16 protein-coding genes and 2 pseudogenes are annotated in these 18,572 nt (G+C 41.3%); 13 read left to right on the top strand and 5 right to left on the bottom strand.

Annotated features, from left to right (window positions below):
* Positions 1-139 precede the first annotated feature (139 nt).
* Positions 140-1,180: a 2,3-butanediol dehydrogenase gene (locus Y79_RS0106990; protein ID WP_016937045.1), complete on the bottom strand. Its 1,041-nt coding sequence runs from the start codon at positions 1,178-1,180 to the stop codon at positions 140-142.
* 360 nt (positions 1,181-1,540) lie between these two features.
* On the opposite strand from Y79_RS0106990, the gene Y79_RS0106985 reads away from it, so the two are divergent.
* Positions 1,541-1,909 (top strand): RlpA-like double-psi beta-barrel domain-containing protein, encoded by a 369-nt coding sequence (locus tag Y79_RS0106985; protein WP_016937044.1) that lies wholly within the window; start codon positions 1,541-1,543, stop codon positions 1,907-1,909.
* A gap of 65 nt (positions 1,910-1,974) precedes the next feature.
* On the top strand, positions 1,975-3,018 hold the full coding sequence (locus tag Y79_RS0106980; protein WP_016937043.1) for a TolB family protein: 1,044 nt from the start codon (positions 1,975-1,977) through the stop codon (positions 3,016-3,018).
* Between the two features lie 32 nt (positions 3,019-3,050).
* Here Y79_RS0106980 and Y79_RS1000000121475 read toward each other — a convergent pair whose 3' ends face one another.
* The 4 genes from Y79_RS1000000121475 to gabP all read right to left on the bottom strand — a co-directional run bounded on the left by Y79_RS1000000121475 (position 3,051) and on the right by gabP (position 6,762).
* The gene (locus tag Y79_RS1000000121475) at positions 3,051-3,209 is read right to left on the bottom strand and encodes a hypothetical protein (RefSeq protein WP_016937042.1); all 159 of its coding nucleotides are present in this window, start codon (positions 3,207-3,209) and stop codon (positions 3,051-3,053) included.
* 98 nt (positions 3,210-3,307) lie between these two features.
* Entirely contained in the window at positions 3,308-3,523 is a 216-nt protein-coding gene (locus Y79_RS0106970; RefSeq protein WP_029575254.1) for a cold-shock protein, read from the bottom strand.
* Positions 3,524-3,729: 206 nt separating this feature from the next.
* Positions 3,730-5,268, bottom strand: coding sequence for an outer spore coat copper-dependent laccase CotA (gene cotA / locus Y79_RS0106965; protein WP_016937040.1), 1,539 nt, complete (start codon positions 5,266-5,268; stop codon positions 3,730-3,732).
* A gap of 108 nt (positions 5,269-5,376) precedes the next feature.
* Positions 5,377-6,762 carry a GABA permease gene (gene gabP, locus Y79_RS0106960; protein ID WP_016937039.1) on the bottom strand — a complete coding sequence of 462 codons (1,386 nt, stop codon included), beginning with the start codon at positions 6,760-6,762 and terminating at the stop codon, positions 5,377-5,379.
* A 210-nt stretch (positions 6,763-6,972) separates the two neighbouring features.
* Between gabP and Y79_RS1000000121470 the strand changes: the two are divergent.
* The 11 genes and pseudogenes from Y79_RS1000000121470 to Y79_RS0106910 form a co-directional block, all read left to right on the top strand.
* Positions 6,973-7,402, top strand: a pseudogene (locus tag Y79_RS1000000121470) (cation efflux transmembrane domain-containing protein); the annotation flags it as partial.
* A gap of 196 nt (positions 7,403-7,598) precedes the next feature.
* Positions 7,599-8,642 (top strand): amino acid--tRNA ligase-related protein, encoded by a 1,044-nt coding sequence (locus Y79_RS0106955; RefSeq protein WP_016937038.1) that lies wholly within the window; start codon positions 7,599-7,601, stop codon positions 8,640-8,642.
* An 85-nt stretch (positions 8,643-8,727) separates the two neighbouring features.
* Positions 8,728-9,990: an ATP-grasp domain-containing protein gene (locus tag Y79_RS0106950; protein ID WP_016937037.1), complete on the top strand. Its 1,263-nt coding sequence runs from the start codon at positions 8,728-8,730 to the stop codon at positions 9,988-9,990.
* A complete protein-coding gene (locus Y79_RS0106945) occupies positions 9,977-11,224 on the top strand; it encodes an MFS transporter (RefSeq protein WP_016937036.1) in 1,248 nt (415 codons plus the stop codon). Before Y79_RS0106950 ends, Y79_RS0106945 begins: the two co-directional genes overlap by 14 nt.
* Positions 11,225-11,250: 26 nt before the next feature.
* Positions 11,251-12,495, top strand: a complete 1,245-nt coding sequence (locus Y79_RS0106940; RefSeq protein WP_016937035.1) for an ATP-grasp domain-containing protein — start codon at positions 11,251-11,253, stop codon at positions 12,493-12,495.
* Positions 12,496-12,558: 63 nt separating this feature from the next.
* A complete protein-coding gene (locus tag Y79_RS0106935; RefSeq protein WP_016937034.1) occupies positions 12,559-13,584 on the top strand; it encodes a TauD/TfdA family dioxygenase in 1,026 nt (341 codons plus the stop codon).
* A 135-nt stretch (positions 13,585-13,719) separates the two neighbouring features.
* Positions 13,720-14,439 (top strand): aspartate/glutamate racemase family protein, encoded by a 720-nt coding sequence (locus Y79_RS0106930; protein WP_016937033.1) that lies wholly within the window; start codon positions 13,720-13,722, stop codon positions 14,437-14,439.
* Positions 14,432-15,916: an ABC transporter substrate-binding protein gene (locus Y79_RS0106925; RefSeq protein ID WP_016937032.1), complete on the top strand. Its 1,485-nt coding sequence runs from the start codon at positions 14,432-14,434 to the stop codon at positions 15,914-15,916. Before Y79_RS0106930 ends, Y79_RS0106925 begins: the two co-directional genes overlap by 8 nt.
* A 28-nt stretch (positions 15,917-15,944) precedes the next feature.
* Positions 15,945-16,279: pseudogene (locus tag Y79_RS1000000120710) on the top strand (cation transporter dimerization domain-containing protein); the annotation flags it as partial.
* Positions 16,280-16,417: 138 nt separating this feature from the next.
* Positions 16,418-17,380 carry an AAA family ATPase gene (locus Y79_RS0106915; protein ID WP_016937030.1) on the top strand — a complete coding sequence of 321 codons (963 nt, stop codon included), beginning with the start codon at positions 16,418-16,420 and terminating at the stop codon, positions 17,378-17,380.
* The gene (locus Y79_RS0106910) at positions 17,380-18,564 is read left to right on the top strand and encodes a DUF58 domain-containing protein (protein ID WP_016937029.1); all 1,185 of its coding nucleotides are present in this window, start codon (positions 17,380-17,382) and stop codon (positions 18,562-18,564) included. Before Y79_RS0106915 ends, Y79_RS0106910 begins: the two co-directional genes overlap by 1 nt.
* Positions 18,565-18,572 lie beyond the last annotated feature (8 nt).

The raw sequence follows: 18,572 nt of genomic DNA, 5'->3' as shown, positions 1-18,572 counted from the left end.
AAGGATAGACGGGACAGGGTGAAAAATAGTTTGCGCAGAGCGGATCATTTTTAAAAGGAAAAGGAAGGGAAGAGGAAGAGACGAAAAAAAGAGCCTGAGCGGCTCTTTTTCGGATGTGTCTGGTATTTTGCCGAACGGCTTAGTTCGGTTTGACTAAGATTTTCACTTGGTTTTTCTCTTTGATTAAAGCGCCGAAGCCTTCTTCAATCAAATCGTCGAGCACGATTTTTTTCGTGACGAGCTTATCTGCTGAGAAGTAGCCTTCTTTCATCAGTGCAAGAACGGAAGGGAAGATATCACGGTATCCGATAATTCCTTTTACGGTCCGTTCTTTGATGACGATGTCGTTCGGATGGATTTCCGCTCCTTTTTCCCAGATGCTGACGATAACCGTTTCACCGGAAATGTTTGTTGACTGGATCGCCTGGCGGAGAACGACAGGAACGCCTGTCACTTCATAAGAAACGTCAACGCCGCCGTTTGTGCGTTTAGCGATTTCTTCAACGACATCATCCGTTTTTGACGGATCAATGATGATAGCGCCGAGTTCTTTCGCTTTTTCCTGGCGTTCCGGTGAAAGTTCGACCGCGTAAATATCCGTTGCGCCGGCCGCTTTCAGGGCTTCAATCACAAGCAGCCCGATCGGTCCGCAGCCAAAAACGGCTGCCTTGTCGCCCGCTTTTAATTTGCTTTGGCGGACGGCGTAAAGCGCTACCGCTGACGGCTCAACAAGCGCGCCCTGTTCGTAAGAAAGCTCTTCAGGAAGCTTAAACAGCAATTCTTCGTCAACGGACACATATTCAGAAAATCCGCCGCCGCCTCCGGCTAAGCCTAAGAATCCCATTTGTTCATCAAGGTTATAGGCTCCCTGATGTCCGTGTGTGGCAAAAATCGGTTCTACGACGACACGGTCGCCGACGCTGTAATTTTTGACGCCTTCTCCTACTTCCACGACTTCTCCTGAGAATTCGTGCCCCATCGTGACGGGCGCCATTTCGTTTGTTAACGGATGGGGTTTGCCGACCGGAATAAAGATCGGACCTCCCAGATATTCATGAAGGTCGCTTCCGCAAATCCCGCACCATTTGACTTTAATTTTGACTTTTCCCGGTTCTGCTTTAGGTTCATCAATGTTTTCGATTCGAATGTCTTTTTGATTGTGCCATCTTGCCGCTTTCATTGATTATCACTCCTAGTCTGATAGAAACGAGTATAGGTACATGATCAATATGAACCACGGTTAAAAGGAAGAAATGCTTCCTGAAGCCTGATTTCTCAAACTATATCATATGACGCAACTATCAATAGGCCTTATAAAAAGTCCATATTGAATGCAGAAATACTCTATGAATATTATAACGCTAATGTATTAAATTTTGTAGTATAATTTACCATGGAATTATATAGAACAGAAGTTTGTGTCATCAATTGAGTGCGTGTTTCCGTCACGTTGTAATGAACATGTAAAGTGATTGAAATATTATAAACGTCTTCTTGGTGTATAATTTTGCCTAGAATAAAGAATCAGGAGGATGAAAGCTTGAAGAAGTTATTCTTAGCCTTATTGATTTTAGCAGGAAGCACGCTGGGAGCGATCAGTTTCTCTTCTGATGCAAGTGCTAAAAAAGTGAACGGAAATATTACATGGTATAATGGAGTCGGTAAAAAAGGATCGTCCGGTAAAAAACTGGGACACTGGGATTGCGCGACAAAATTAGGATTTGACGTTCCGAGAAACGGAACGAAAATCAGAGCTTATGCGAAATCAAAACCGAAAAAGGTTATCACAGTATACAAAAATGATGTAGGCCGTCTGCCGAATGCCGTATTGGATGTCAGCCCGAAAGCGTTCAAAGCGCTCGGATATCCGTTAAGCAAAGGAAGAGTATCCGGACATTACAGCTATTAAAATAGACCATCTTAAAAAGCAAGGAGAATGATTCTTGCTTTTTCTGATTGACGGAGAGATTGATAATGAAGAAGAAACGATGGATTTGGATCCTCGCAGCCGCTGTTTTGGCGGCGGCGGTCATCGGAGCCGTTCTGCTGATTAAAGGAAAAAGCGGCAGCAGCGGAAAAGCCGTTGTTTCCGGCGGGCATGACAAGCTGCTTGTTTCGCTTACAGACAAAGATCTGATGACGAAATATTACGAAGACAGCCGCATGCTGTACGAGGAAAAGCTTTCGGCATATCCGGCGTTTGCGCTGGATGACGCCCACCAGGCGCTCTATTTTGTCGGTAATAATGATCAAAATGAAATGCGTCTGTATAAGCTTGATCTGAAGACGAAAAAGAAGACGGTGCTTTATAAAGGATCGGCGAGCGCTGACAGTCTGTTTTTATCAAAGGACCTGACGCACATTTATTTCCGTCTCGGTAAAGCGGATGAAGATATTTTCCGTCTCGCATCTTTTGATTTGAAAACGAAGCGTTATCAAAATCTGTATCCGGCGGCGGATGAGAAAGACGACAGTGTGAGCAGCTTCTTTTATAACCGCAGCCAAAACGATTTTGCGCTTCTGCATTATTCCGTTAAAGAGGATTATAAAAAAACGGATGAGGCAAATGAGAAGGGGATTGACCCTGAACCGACGAATATCCGGTTTGCAGCAGGGGCGGGCAAAAACCTTCAGGATCTGACCAATCTTGAACAGTTTATCAGCGACGTGGCGATGTCACCGGACGGAAAAAACCTTGTCTTTACATCTTATACACAAAAAGGGACGGCACAAAAAGCGTCCATCCGTCTGATGAATGTCAAAACGAAAAAAGATGAAACGATTATTACAAACGGGAAGGATTTCTCTCCGCTGATAGATGCCCAGCCGCAGTTTTCTAAAGACGGCAGCATCATCTATTTCATGGCGGAAGCCAAAGGCGCTAAACGCTTGAAGGATGAAACGGGGCGGAACGCGAAGGTCCGGACTATTTATGCTTATCATTTGGATACGAAAAAATGTGAAAAAGTCTGGGAAAATGACAGCGGCATTATCAACAGCTTTTCCGTTATCCAATAATGAAAAAACACTCAGCGCCAGCTGGGTGTTTTTTAATAAACAAAGCTGGCTGCGGCTGAGGCGAGCCATTTGAAAAAACGGAGAAGCGGAACGGCAAAATGGAGTGTTTCGATGAATGACTGTGCGGCAAGGTTCTTTTTCTTCCGTTTCGCCATTTCCTTCAGGTCTTTTTGCTGCTGATCGTTTTTCATGTTCATTGCTCCTTTGCATCATAAAAGGACATGATAACGCAAAGGCCTCTCATGGGACATGGAGGCCTTCTCTATGTTGAGACTCGTAAAAGGGAGGTCTAACTTGATGCCGTTTGATTGTTGTTTTGGAGATTCACCAACGAACGGACGCCGTCGATCATTTTACTGCCGCAAAGGGGGCAAGTCGGGGTATCACTGCCGGTGCCGGCAAAATTCTTTCTGCTCCAGCCGATACAGTCCTCTTTCGTGCATTCCCACGTACTGACATCTTCTTTAGGCAGCGGTTCCTGATTACGTTTGTTGTAGTAAGACATAAAGTCACTTCTTCCCTTATGAATTTTCGTGCACTCCTTCATTGTCTCATACTTTTCCCTAATCTCCTAATTCCTTTTTCTATCCATATTTCCAATGAGGGTGCATCGTCTTCCTGTTATTACAGTATATGCAAATAAGCGCCTTCTTATTTTTTCTTTTTGATAAATAAAAAAAGCCCCTTCCGGAGAAAAGGGGTGATTCTTGTTTACTGCTTATCCGTGACGTCCATCGGTCTCATCATGTCGTAATCTTCATGCTCTAAAATATGACAGTGCCATACGTAGCGTCCGCTGTAAGGAGCGAATGTCGCCGCGATTCTGATGACTTCTCCCGAGTGCGCCTGCACGGTGTCTTTCCAGCCTTTTTCACTTGGAGGAGGAGGGACGGCGGGGCCCGTATACACAATGTCGCCGAATTTGTTATAACGTTCTAAGTCAAAAGGACGCCGGTCAAGAACCTGGAAGGAAACAAGGTGCAGGTGTATCGGATGGGTTCCCCCCATCGGATTGATAATCGACCAGATTTCCGTTGTGCCGAGCTTCGGCGCTTCTGTCACAGGATCATGCCAGCGCTTGTTATTAAGCGTCAAAACCGGCCGGCCGTATTTGTCCTGCGTATTTGTGAGTTTAAGCGTCCTGATATTGTGTATTCGTTTTGAGGTCATATCAGGCATGGCTGAAAGATATTTAGGCTTCCGGCTTGTGTCTTCTCCCTTCAGCGGTTTTGTGACGCGGAACTGCATGACATTGGCGTCTGTATCCGGATCGACGTCGCCCCCGCAGCCGGTGCCGTTCGTCAGAATGATATGTTCTCCGTCAAAAGCGGAGAAATCAATCAGCACATCATACCGCTCTGCCGGGGCTAAGCTGATGGTCTGTGTTCTGACAGAGCGGGGGAGCAATCCGCCGTCAGAACCGATTTGGATAAACCGGCCGCCGTTATTGAGCGAGAGAGTAAATGATCTCATATTTGAGGCGTTAAGGATGCGGAAACGGTATGTCCGCGGTTCGACTTCCATATACGGCCATGCTTTTCCGTTGACGAGAATGGTATTTCCGCAAAGAAACGGGACGATTGAAGGGGTGGGCAGCGTTTCGGAAGGGTTATCCGGCCCGCTCGGATAAGACAAGGAACCGTCGTCATTTAACGTGCGGTCCAAAATCATAAGCGGTACGTCATACTCTCCGGCGGGAAGCTTCAGCTGCTTTTCTTTTCGCTCACGGATGATATACATCCCGGCAAGTCCGGCGTACACATTGAGCCTCGTGGCCGCCATGGCATGGTCGTGATACCATAAGAGCGCCCCGCGCTGTTTGTTTGGATAATGGTATACCTCTTTTTCAAAATAAGGACCCGTTTCCTTAAAATCCCGTGTGAACCAGGCTTCCGGATAGCCGTCGCTGTCAGGCGGCGTTTCTCCTCCGTGTAAATGGACGACGGTTCTGACATCAGGTTCCTGATGGCCGCTTTCTGAATGGTGAATGGTATGGTCTACGGGCAGAAAGTGCTTATCCGGCAAGTCATTCATCCATTTAACATAAATGCTTTCACCTTGGTTGACGTCGATCGTCGGGCCCGGAAACAAACCGTTATACCCCCACAGCCGGGTTGGCGGGAGATCGCGGTGCAGCTTGTGAAAGCATTCCTTCATCGTGACTTCATAATACGTGCTGCCGTCTGATTTCTTCTGCGGCTTCAGTGTTTCGATAATCGGCAGTTCATCTGCAAATTTTTCAAGTGCCATTATTCATCCTGTCCTTATCATTTATTGAATTCCTGTACTATAGATAATGCTGCCTGGAACAAGTTGGTTAAAAAAACACCCGCCCTTTTTTGAGGACGGGTGTTTCTATTATTGCGCAACCCGGTTTGCGGAAGCGCTCTCTTTCGGTTTTTGTTTTTTGCGGAATACATATGAGGCAAGCACCAGCAGAGTAATAAATCCTGTCAGCAGAAATTCAGACCGCATTGAACTGATAAACAGCATAGATAACAAGATGGCGCAAATGGCGATGATCGTCAGGTAGGTTAAGTACGGATAAAACCACATTTTGATTTTAAGAGATTCAGGGTTTGTCCGTTCGATTTTCTTTCTCATTCTCAGATGTGAGACGGCGATGACGAGATAGACGAGCAGTGCGATCGCCCCTGATGCATTGACCAGAAATAAGAATACGGAGTCGGGAGAAAAGTAGTTCATGACAACGGCAATATAGGAGAAAAAGGTGCCGGCGATAATGGCTTGGACCGGTACGCCTCTTTTACTCAGTTTCATAAAACGCCGCGGCGCTTCATTTCGCGCCGCCAGTGAATACAGCATCCGTGACGTCGTATAAAGCCCGGAGTTCAGGCAGGACAAAACGGCTGTCAGGACGATGAAATTCATGATCTGAGCGGCTGCGGGAACCCCGATATGTCCCAAAACGGCAACGAAGGGGCTTTCCAAAATATTGGCTGAATTCCACGGAAGCAGCGTGACCACAACCGTAATGGAACCGACGTAAAAAATAATGATCCTCCAGACGACTGAGCGGGTCGCCTTTGTGACGGATTCGACCGGGTTTGACGTTTCTCCCGCTGCGATTGCGACGATTTCAGATCCCATAAAAGAAAAAATGACGACGACGATTCCGAGCAGAACGGAACTTGGGCCATTAGGGAGAAATCCGCCGTTGCCCGTCAGATTTTCCAGCCCGACCGGTTTGCTGCCGGGGACGATTCCGAAAATGAAAGCAAATCCCGCGATTAAGAAGACAACGATTGTTGCTACCTTCACTAAGGAAAGCCAGTATTCAAATTCACCGAACGATTTAACTGAATAAATATTCGTCAGTGTTAATAGCACGGTCAGAAGCAGACTCGTCAGCCATAACGGAATCCCGGGGAACCAGTACTGTATGATTCCGGCGCCCGCAATGGCTTCAATGGCAATGACGATGACCCAGAAAAACCAATACAGCCATCCGATGGTATAACCGGCCCACGGTCCGATGGCGTCATGCGCGTACTGTGAAAACGAACCGCTTGTCGGGTTGACGGAGGACATTTCCCCCAGCATCCTCATAATAAAAATCACTAATAGTCCTGCTAATGCGTAGGAGACAATCGCTCCGGGGCCGGTGGAATGAATGACGGATCCGCTTCCGACAAATAATCCGGCGCCGATCACGCCGGCAATTGAAATCATGGTCATATGCCGGGTTTTTAATCCCTTCGATAAAGAATTAGGCTGATTCATTCTTTGCCTCCTTTTGGGTTGTTTTATGCTGAATATTCCGACAAATATTATTCTATCATAAATGCATTGGACATTTGTTAATGATGTTAGAAAATGTGACTTCTTTTCTCATCCGTACACAGAAAATGACGCAAGGTGTTTCTATAGACCCACTGTGGTTCAGTGATGTATCTCAATAATAGGAAAATGCGAGTAGAGGAGTTTTTTAATATGAAGAGAAATGATGAACTGAAAAAGGGAGAATCCGGGACAATGGTGTTCTATCTGCAATGAAGCTGATCATCGGTTATGTTTTTCACTCAGAAGCACTTACTGCAGAGGTTTAATAATAACTGACATTATTGTTTCGGTGGCTGTAATAATCGTCCTGCCACCTCTCAAAAACCTCCTGAAGTAGATCATCCATTCACGGCCGCTTTCGGGCGGAAACGATTGCATCGCTTATCGAATCTTTTATTATCATAGTTGTCGGACTGCAAGTGCTGTTGGAATTTATTTTTTCTGCTAAACAAGAGATGCCAAAAGCTTGGACGACAGCAGGCCTGCCAGTACAATATTAGGCCGGTCATAAAAGTGAAGAGCCAGGTGCTCCTTGCAGCTGGTAATAATAAATTTCGAGGCATTCGTCAGTATCAGCACGTTATCGGAATTACAGGAGAGAACAGATAATTTGTACTATTTCATATATTTTCAATTGACAGAATCATTTCGTTATAATAATCTGTTTTCTGTAAATGTATTTAATTACAAATATACAATTTATTCTTATTTTTGTAATTAAATTAAAAGATTATTTATATCTATTTACTAATATTCAGAATAGGAAGGTGTAACAAATGAAGGTTGAAATTGAAAATTTAGACACTAGACAACTTGCTTATAATGAAACTTATGCATGGACTTCAACTCTTTTAAAGTCGCTGAGAAATTCAATGGATTTATTTAAGTTTGACGAAATTGTTCCAACTCCCTTTTCTAGAAGATATGAGCCAGGTGCCAAGCATTCAGTAATCGTACTAGGGGATAAAACTTTACCTGACATTAGAGAAAATGGGGATCATGACTCCTCCTCTAACTCAAAAGTTGAGGTGGCAGGTGAACAGTATTACTATATGAGTGTTAGTCATGTTGTAGAAAAACAGATGGCAACGGAATATTTACCTAAGGTTTATTGCCTTGCCCCATGCCTTCGATTATTGATGGAAGGGGAAGAGCTGTCTGCAAAACATATTTATTCCTTCTTTCAATTTGAAATTGAATGGAGAACTGAGAGAATGGAAGATGTTTTCGATTTAGGGGAGAAGATTCTCTATGAAGCAGGCAATAAGATTTTATCTTTAATTGATAATAATGATAATTTGACGTTAACTCCTTTAGCAAAACGCAACACAGAGAGCTTGGTAAAAGGCTCATATCCTAGAATAACATTTGAAGAAGCCTTAGAAAGAGTAGGACGATCTAAAGATTCAGAAGGGGATCTTACTTCTGAAGAAGACGCACTTCTCTCTAACCAATTTGACACACCTTTTTGGATTTATAACTATCCAGCAGGAGTCAGAGATTCAATTTATCACGAAAGTCCAAAAGGTGTTTTTCAAACTTACGATTTAATGTTACCTTTTGGCTACGGTGAACTGACTACCGGGGGTATCCGTCCAACTAGCGGAGAGGAGATTATTAACCAATCAAAAACTCTCGGCAATTCTTATCATCCGGAATATGCTCAATGGAAAGATAAATCACAAGTACAAACAGCTGGATTTGGAATTGGACTGGAGAGATTGTTAAAGTTTATCTCTGGCGCAGAAAGTATTTTAGATTTCATTCAATATCATGATGCAGGTCCAAACACGACGATTACACGTCCTATTCAAAAATAATAACTTCTAATAGGGGAGAGGGTAAGGAATTAAATTCTGACCCTTTTCTTTCTTTTGAGTGTATAGAAGGGAGAATTAGAAAAACGTGAAAACCTTATTTGTTATTGATTCTTCTGTTATTGGGCCAGAGTATATTGTAAAAGCGGCAAAGGAAATGAATCTGAATGTTCTGTTCTTGACAAACTTAAATAGTCAGGAAGGAGATGCACTCTCTCAACTTACATCTTATAAGTTTATTAATTGTAATACTAATTCTTTTGAAGAACTGTATGAAATTATAAAAACTTTTCCAAAAGAGGACATTGCAGGAGTTATCTCTTTTTTAGATAGTAAATTAGAAATTTGCACTAAATTATGCAGCGCTTTAGATATAAAGGGAATTGATCCAAAAATTGAATTACTTAAGGATAAGGCTTATGTCAATGACATTATCCCAGAATTTACGCCGCTATCACTTTCTTTCACTACAGGGGCGATTCCTTATTCAGAGATAAAAAAAATGTTATCAGCTTCACAGAATGGATTGATACTAAAACCATCCTTTGCAGCTGGGGCTAAAGGTATAAGTGTATTAGAGGATGAAAATGATATCGAGAATATAGAAAAATTATTTGATAAAACCTTACCTAAGCATCTGCACCCTGACGAATATGTCGTTCAAGAAATAATAGACGGAGAACTTGTAAGCTTAGAGGGATACGTTTTAGAAAGTAAAGTAATTCCAATTGGAGTAACTGGCAGAAGGAAGACGGAAAATGCAGAATCGGTATTCATATTCCCTTATCATTCTATAGCTCAGAAAGAATTGTGCAAGATTGTTCAAACTCTAGTGGAGAGGAGCGGGTATAGCAGAGGATTTTTCCATACTGAATTTATTGTTTCAGAAAATCAAGTTAAACTAATAGATTGTAACTTTGGAAGGCCTGGCGGAGCAAATATTACTGAGATTATAGCTTGTTCATACGGAATTGAACCGCATAGTATTTACCGACAATCAATGGAGTTAGTTCTAAATGAAAAAGAGATCATTCCTGCGGCCTTTTGGGGAGAAGAATGTAAGGAGAGCTTAGGGATAGCATACGGAATTCCTAATCAAGATAGAGTACTTGAAATTAAGTATGCAGAAAATATGAAATCTAAGCATACACAGGCCCAAAATTTAGGGGACACCGTTTCCGCTATGGGAAGCAGTAATTGGAGTTGGCTTGGAATGCTCTCTGGACTGAGGGAAGACGTAATTAAAGATGTAGATTCTATAAGAGTAAAAACTCTACATAACGGATGGATAAAACCTGTGTACTATAATATGGAATTAAAGGAGCCTTTAGACTATCTTGAAAAAGTCTAATAGTATCTATACATCTAAATTGATTTGGTTCCTTGGGTGCAGATTTGTATCAACAGTATCCGAACAACTTCTGCTATTTGCTATCCCTTTATTAATTTTTCAATACACCGGAGAAGCGTCCAAATCAGGATTAGCATTTCTTATAGAGTGGTTGCCGGCAGTATTATTACTCCCCTTCATAGGAGTGCTTGTAGATACTTATAAAGAAAAGAAACTTTATATTATTGGCGATAGCCTGCGAGCATTGGTTTCCATATCAGGCTTCTTATTATTAATCTATATGCCAAGCCAAACATTTATTATACTTTCAGTTGCTGCATCTTTGTTCGCTATTTTAAACTCATTAAACTTTGTCACATTAGAAACAACTATCGGGAGGAACTTTGATAATAACGATATTCCCCGCATCCAATCGTTAATCCAAGGATTGGAGCTTAGTTCTCAAGTGATAGGACCGGCTTTGGCAAGTATATTGGTTCTATTTATAAAAGAGATGGATTTTCTTATTATTACTGGTATTGCATTTGCAGTGACAGGTTTCGGAGTACTGGGTCTTCCCAATAAGGCTAAAAATCTGGTTGTTAGGGAAACGAAGTCCATTAAACGAGTTCTAGGAACAATTGGGGATGGGTTTAAGTTTATAGCTAAAAATTTCTTTCTTCGGCTGTTGGTACTGGCAACAATGCTTATTAATCTTGTGATGGGGACTGTAATGGCTTTAAATCCAGCTGTAGCCCAAGGGGTTCTTGGTGCAACATCTAGAGAGTATTCATTTTTGGCGATGTTTGGCGGGATCACGGGATCTATAGTGGTTTTGTTAATTCCTGTATTTTTGAAAAAAAGTAAGAGTATTAATAATATAGGCATAGCATCTATTGTGTTATTAACATTATCCGGCGTCATTTTGGGAATAGCCAATCAATTTTACATTTATGTTATCGGCTACGCCCTTTTGGTTTGTGGAATAGGGATTTTTAATGTATTTCTAAGAACAGAACGAGTTAAGTTAATACCGAAACATCAATTAGGTAAGAGTATGGGAACTATTGTTTTCTTTAATCGTCTAAGCCTGCCCCTTGCTGGATTAATAACTTCTACCTTTACTAAAATTACAGGACCTCAAGAAGTAATATTAGGAGTTTCGATTTTTTGGATTGTAGTCAACTCCACAATATTTACTTATTATTTTTATAATAAACGTCATGCTGCCCAAAAAGATGTTTTAGAATTATAATATGAAGGATAAAGGGGACTAGTATAATGACTAAACACATATGTATTATTAATCGCTGGTCAGTAGGATGGGATTCTGAAAAACCTGATTATGAAAAGATAATGAATCATAACGAATATAAAGTAAGTTATATTGTTGACGCTGAAGGCAATAAAGGTTTATCTCAAAATATTTTAGAAAATTCTATCATAGAGCTTGTTGAGGATATTAACTCTTTGGATAACATTCGTACAGCATTTGAAAAGATTGAAAAAAAAGGAGGAAGTATAGATCGGTTAATAGCTCTGAGTGAATGGGATATATTGAATTCAGGGAAATTAAGAGATGAAAAGGGATTAGAGGGTCTATCTTTTGAACAGGCTCTAAATGCCAGAGATAAGGTAAAGATGAAAGAGATTGTCAGCCAATCCGGCTTAAGAACTCCTAAATTTAGTAAATGCGACAGTGTAGAGGAGTTAGAACAATTTATTAACCAAGCAGGCTTTCCTATTGTCATAAAGCCTAGGAGAATGGCTGCTAGTAAAGGAGTTCATATTCTTCATAATCAAGAGGAGTATGACGAAATATTGCCACACATAGAATTTAAGGACTTGGAATGCGAGGAATATTGTGAGGGAACAGTATTTCACGTTGATGGATTAGTAAAGGATAATCAATTAAAATTTTGTATTCCGTTTCGGTATATCAATCCACCAATAAAATTCTTTCAACAAAGTCCATTGGGAGCGGTTTCTGTAGATAAGAATGAGACTATGTTATATGAGGGGCTCATCGACTTTACCCAAAAGACCGTTAATGCCTTGGGAATAAACAATACGATGTTCCATCTTGAATTAATTGTAGATGAGAAAAGTGACAAGCCCGAACCTATTTTTATGGAAATTGGAGCCCGTATGGGAGGAGCAGATATACCAAGATGTGTAAGCCTATTGATTGGCAGAGATGCTGTAACTGATCAGTTAAAAGTTGAATTAGGGGAAGAAGTTTCAGATGTGCGGCTGGATGAAGGAGTATCTTCAGGCTATCTCTTAATTCCTTTTCCAGCAGAACTGCCTTGTTTAATGGAAAAAAACACTTCATTTAAAGGGAAATTGTCAACTTTAGTAGAAGAGTATTTACGGAGTAAAGGAGACGTACTGGATGGAAGCGGCGGATATTTGAAGATTCCGGCCAGATACATCTTTAAAGGGGAAACAAATCAAGTTTATAAAGATGTAATGAATGCTATCAAAGAACATCAGTATGAATATAAAAGCTTTGTAAAACAGTAATATTATAATAAAAAATAATTTTATAAGATTCATTAACTTGAGTTTTGGAAGGGGAAGATTAAATTGTCAACCTTGCTTACCGAAGGAAAAAGTTCGTCTCTAGGTATGAGTGAAGGTGTAGTTTTAGAAATATCACAAGCTGAAAAAGAATTAATTGAGAACTTAATAAAGGATATTAATTTCAATCCAAATGCTATTAATAATTCTGACCTAAATAGATTACAATTTGTTTCGCATAATCTTCCAGACAGAGTAAAGAGTGCTCTAATTAATTTTAAGCGAAATTCTAACAGAGAAGGAACGATTTTATTTAAAAACTTGCCTACAGACGATATTTTACCTCAGACTCCTGATGATGGCAATCCTTCTTTGGATAAGATCACCTTTGTTAGTGAATTATGTCTAGTGCTATTCATGCTGTATATGGGTGAGCCGATTGGGTATGCTGATGAAAAAAATGGACAGCTCATTCATGATATTTGTCCGATTAAGGGGAAAGAAAGCGGTTTGGAAAACTCTGGTTCCAAAGTCTTTTTTACTTATCATACTGAAGACGCTATACATCCATACAGACCTGATCACCTTGCTTTATATTGCTTACGGTCAGACCATAAAAACGAAGCACAAACAGAAACTGCTTCTATAGTTAATGCTTTAGAATTACTGCCAAGTTCAGTAGTATTAACATTAAGAGAGCCTCTGTATAAATTAAGCCCGCCTGCTTCATTTAATTCGGATGACTTATCAAAGATCATACCCGTGCTTTCAGGCAGCATTCAAGCACCAGAAATGGTTATACATTGTTCCTTAATGGAAGGAATAACTGAAGAAGCAAAATGGGCATTGGAATTATTAAAAGAAGCATTAAGTAAGGTTTCTATAAAAGTACCTCTCTGTCCTGGGGACCTTATTATTATCGACAACAGATTAGCAGCGCACGCTCGCTCATCCTTTACCCCACAATACGATGGGAATGATCGTTGGCTTCAAAGAATGTTTACGGTGAATGATCTAGGCCGATCTAGTTTTAGCAGAAGCCCTGGCAGTCATGTTTGCATACCTCTAAAATATGAACTTAAACTAAAGTAAATGATAGTCGTTTTATGCAGTTAGCTTAATATAAATTTCTTAAATCATACACTTAGAATAAATTTTATCGTTTAACTAAGTGTATGGTTTATTTTAATTGTTAACCTCTAAGATATTAACAAGGAGAGAACCAGAATGAATAATAGTGAGGTTTATAAAATTGGAATTCTTGCAGGGATGGGACCAAGATCAACAGGTCCATTTTTAGAATCTGTTCTGGACTGCTGTGAAAATTTATATGGAGCAAAGTTCGATGATGATTTTCCCCACATGATAATATATTCGCTGCCAACACCTTTTCATCCTAAAAAAGCGATTGATGACAGCGAGATGTTAAAGGCATTAAAAGTCGGAATTGACTCACTAAACAATTCTAATTGTTCGATTATAGCAATACCTTGTAACGTGGTTCATTCATATTATAAAGAATTGTGCCAAATGACACATATACCTATATTAAATATAATTGATGAAACAGTAAACGAATTAGAAAATGAAGGAAGTGCAGTCGGCTTACTTGCTACAAGAGGGACTGTGGAAAGCAATTTATATCAAGAAAAACTAAAGTTAAAAGGTAAAAATGTATTTTGGAACGATGAGTATCAAAAAAGAGTTGATGAATTAATTTTAAAAACTAAAACATTAGGAGTTTGTTCAAAAGTAACGGATGAATGGAAAACGATAGAAGATATTCTTTTAACAGAAGGGATAAATGAAGTAGTTTGTGCTTGTACTGATTTATTTTTTTGTACGAATCATACTAAACTCAAGATATATGATTCTTCTCAGATACTAGCGAGAAGACTAGTAGAAAGATATATAAAAGAGGGCTTGGAGAGTGGGAAGAATGAATAGTACCTTGAAAGTGGGGGTTTCGGCTATTTCTAAAAATATCTCTCCTTTTAATATTTATTCATGTGATTATGAAATATGCAGAGCTCTTTTTCCTCCATTATTTAAGATGTCCAAAGAAGGGCATTTATTGCCTAACATTATTGAACAATGGGAAATTAATGATTGTGATAATGAATACCTCCTTGTACTTAGAAAAGATATTTACTTTCACAATGGCAGAAAGGCTTTAGCCCGAGATATTGAGTTTTCTTTATGCAGAGGAATGATGAAGGGGGCAAGATCCACCTTTTCAGAATTACTATCCGATATAGAAGGTTATGAAGAGGTAAGTCAGACAAATAGATATGTTCCGAATATGTGTTCCGGCATAGAGGTTTTTGATGATTACAGACTAAAAATAAAATTGAAACATCTAAATTTGCTTTTTTTAAAATACTTTACTCGAAGTGCCTTAAGTATTGTTCCGCGAGAAGAGTTTTTAGAAAATGATCTCTGGGTGTGGAAAGACAACCCTATAGGAGTAGGGGCTTACTGCTATGAAAGCCTAAGTGAAGACTCTAAGGTTTTGACTTTAAAAAAGAACGAGGATTACTTTGAGGAAAGAATCGATTCTTTTGAAAAATTACAGTTTGTGGTATATACAGACGTAAGTCAAGTTGATTTATTATCCGAAGCAGAAAACCAAACAGAAAACGAGTTTGAAATTTTGAAAAGCCCTATAAGCGTCACAATAGCTCTAGAATATTTTGTGTTACATGATGAAGATAAAATGTGGAAGGAATTAAGAGGTTTAATTAACTTAGCAATAAACAAAGAAGATCTATTATCCAGCATACCGAAATCAGAGAGATCAATATATTCGCCTGCTCATAGTTTTTTACCTGAAACTATATTAGATATGCCTGATAATGAGGAAGAATTAACAAATTTTAATTTTCAAGCTGCTAAGGAAAATTATCTTTTGAAATGTGGGTATATTCCTCAATTAAGTATCATTGTTTACAATAACTATAGTGAACACTCTCATCTGCGTGAAATGCAGAACAAGCTATATCAATTATTGAGTGCCAAAGGCTTCGACGTAGTTAAAACAGAACTTTCTTCCTTAAATGAAAGCCTTTTAGATACTCAGCAGCATATATTAGTCAGTTCCTCAAGTTTTAACTATAATGATCCGGAAGATTTATCTTTATTTTTCAGCAGTGATAAAGAAATCTATCGTGCGAATACTGAAACTCTTATTCATATTAGAGGTCTCCTCAAAGATGCGAAAAAAGAAATTAATATTAATAAGAGAAATAACATGTATAGAAAAGTAGAAGAATTAGTTATAGAAAACAGCTTAGTGTTTCCTATAGCTTTAACCTATGAATCTTATCTATTTCGTAAATCCAAAATGGATGGAAAAAGTTTTTTTGATCAATTTTATCAGCCTGCATATGAATACATAAAACCATTAACATTGGAAACGATGTAATCCTAAGGTGAACTTAACCATTGAGTTGCAAATCTGCCTTGCTTGGATTGATACAGTCACGGTGTGTGATCGGTCTCCTTAGTTTTTGAAAAGAATCATCCCACTCTTTGACAGATGGCTTCGATGTAACGGACATTTCAGCTTATAAACAGACGATCGAAACATCTTGGCGTCAGCCGTTTAAAAGGTATTAAAGCGGGATATCTTGGCAGCTGCGTTTATATTGATGTCGTCATTGAAGTGCCGTCTGATCTGAATATTAAAGAGAGCCATGATATCGCCAATGAGGTAGAACGCAGGATGAAAGAGGAACACGCCATCGACCATTCACACGTTCATATGGAGCCTCTTCAGCTGAAATAAAGCTTCCTTTCTAAAGGGAGCTTTTTTGTCTTTTCGGACTGAACACAATTCGCTGAAACGTTTTTTTATACTGATTATATTTTGTGGTAAAGTTAGGTTACAATAATTGAAATTTGAGAGATGACTAGGGGGAGAAGAATGGCTTATAAAGAAGAGCTGCATCCGCTGCTGGAGAAAGCCGTTGAGCATATTGAAAACATCATCATAGGAAAACGGGACATCGCCATACTCAGCCTGGCCGCTATTCTCGCAAAAGGGCATGTGCTGCTGGAAGACGTGCCGGGAGTCGGAAAAACGATGATGGTCCGCGCTTTGGCCAAGCTGATCGGAGCTGACTTTAAGAGGATTCAATTCACGCCGGATCTTCTGCCGTCAGATGTGACGGGTGTCTCTATTTATAATACGAAAACGATGGAATTTGAGTACCGCCCCGGACCGATTATGGGGAACATCGTGCTGGCCGATGAAATTAACAGAACCTCGCCGAAAACGCAGTCTTCTTTGCTTGAGGCGATGGAAGAGGGGAATGTCACGATTGACGGAAAGACAATGCGGCTGGCCGAGCCGTTTTTCGTCATGGCGACACAAAACCCGGTTGAATATGAAGGAACGTATCCGCTTCCTGAAGCGCAGCTTGACCGGTTTTTATTTAAGCTGCGCATGGGCTATCCGACTGCCGAGGAGGAGCTTCGGGTTCTGTCTTTGCAGGAAGGGCGCAATCCGCTCGAAACCTTCGAGCCCGTCATTTCTAAAGAACAGTTCATCACCCTCCAGCAACAACTGGAGCAGGTGCGGGTAGATGATGGAATTAAAGCGTATATCGTCGGCATCACTCAGCATACCCGCCGGCATCCGTCCGTACATTTGGGCGTAAGTCCGCGCGGTTCGATCTCATTAATGAAAGCCGCGCAGGCGTACGCGCTGCTTCATGACCGCGATTACGTCATTCCTGATGACGTCCAGTATTTGGCTCCGTATACGCTGCCGCACAGAATGATCTTGACTGCCGATGCGAAATTTAATGATGTCACGCCGGAAGCGGTTATCGAAGACATCATGCAAACGGAAAAAGTTCCCGTTCAAAGGATGTCGGTCCGCTAATGAGAAAGAAAGTGCATTGGCTGTTATACGGCTGGAAGCTGCTTATTTTGGCCGTGCTGACGGCGGCGGTCTTTTCTTATGCCATGTTTCAGGGCGGATTTGTGAGCTGGTTTTTATTTTATGCGTTTTTGCCGTTTATCGTTTACGCCGGGCTGGTCGCCGTGTATCCGCTGCGGGCGTTTCAGGCGGCGCGTGAGATTTCTTCCGCCCGGTTAACTTCTGGTGACAGACTGTCTGTCACCATCAGGCTGACGAGGCGCCTGCCGTTCCCGCTGACATATATGGTCATTGAAGACGTGATGCCGGAAACGCTTGGCGAGAGGCGCAGTGCAAAACAGCTCGTATTTCCGTGGTTTCAAAAGAAGCTGACGTTACAATATGAGCTGCCGCAGGCGCCGCGCGGGGAGCATCAATTCCATACGATAAGAGTGCGGACGGGAGATGTTCTCGGGCTCTTGGACAAGACGGCTTCATTTTCCGTAACGGATACGGTCTTAGTATTCCCGGCGTACGGGTCTGTTCATGATAAGCAGCAGGCTGCATCAGGCGAAGAAGGTGCGGGTGCCGGCACGCCGTTTCAGGTTCACCGCTCCGCAATAGCCGCGGGCGTCAGAAATTATCAGCCGGGCGACCGGTTTTCCGCTCTCGACTGGAAAACGTCCGCGCGGCGCAATGAACTGATGACGAAGGAATTTGACCCGCTGCAGAGCACGGATATGATTTTCCTTTTGGACTGCAGGCCGTCTCCTTCATTTGAAGCCGCGGTGTCAGCCTCAGCATCCCTGCTTTACACCGCGCTTGTGAAGGGCTCTCCCGCAGGATTTATTTCATTAGGGAGCGACCGGACTGTTTTTCCCGTCCGGGAGGGAGAAGAGCATTTCAGAAATGTGCTGCGTTACCTGGCATCAGCTTCTGAATCGGAAGAAGCTGGTGCAGGCGGTCGTTTAGGAAAAGAGCTGGCAGATTCGCGCGTCCGCAAAGCTTTTATTGCCGTCGTGACGGGCAGTCTTACAGAAGATCTCCTCAAACAGGCTGAGTCCGTCCGCACTGACATGACGGTATTTTTGGCGAAAGAAACGAATGCCGTGCTTTCGGAAAAAGAACGGAATCTCGCTCGCATCTTCGCTCAAAAGAATATCAAGGTGCAAATGATCAGGGACAAACGGGTGTCCCATGTTGTTTAGAAAGAGAG

The sequence above is a fragment of the Bacillus siamensis KCTC 13613 genome (genome assembly GCF_000262045.1).
Lineage (GTDB): Bacteria > Bacillota > Bacilli > Bacillales > Bacillaceae > Bacillus > Bacillus siamensis.
Note: the sequence above shows the minus strand (reverse complement) of the source record. Positions and strands in the feature narration are given on the sequence as shown.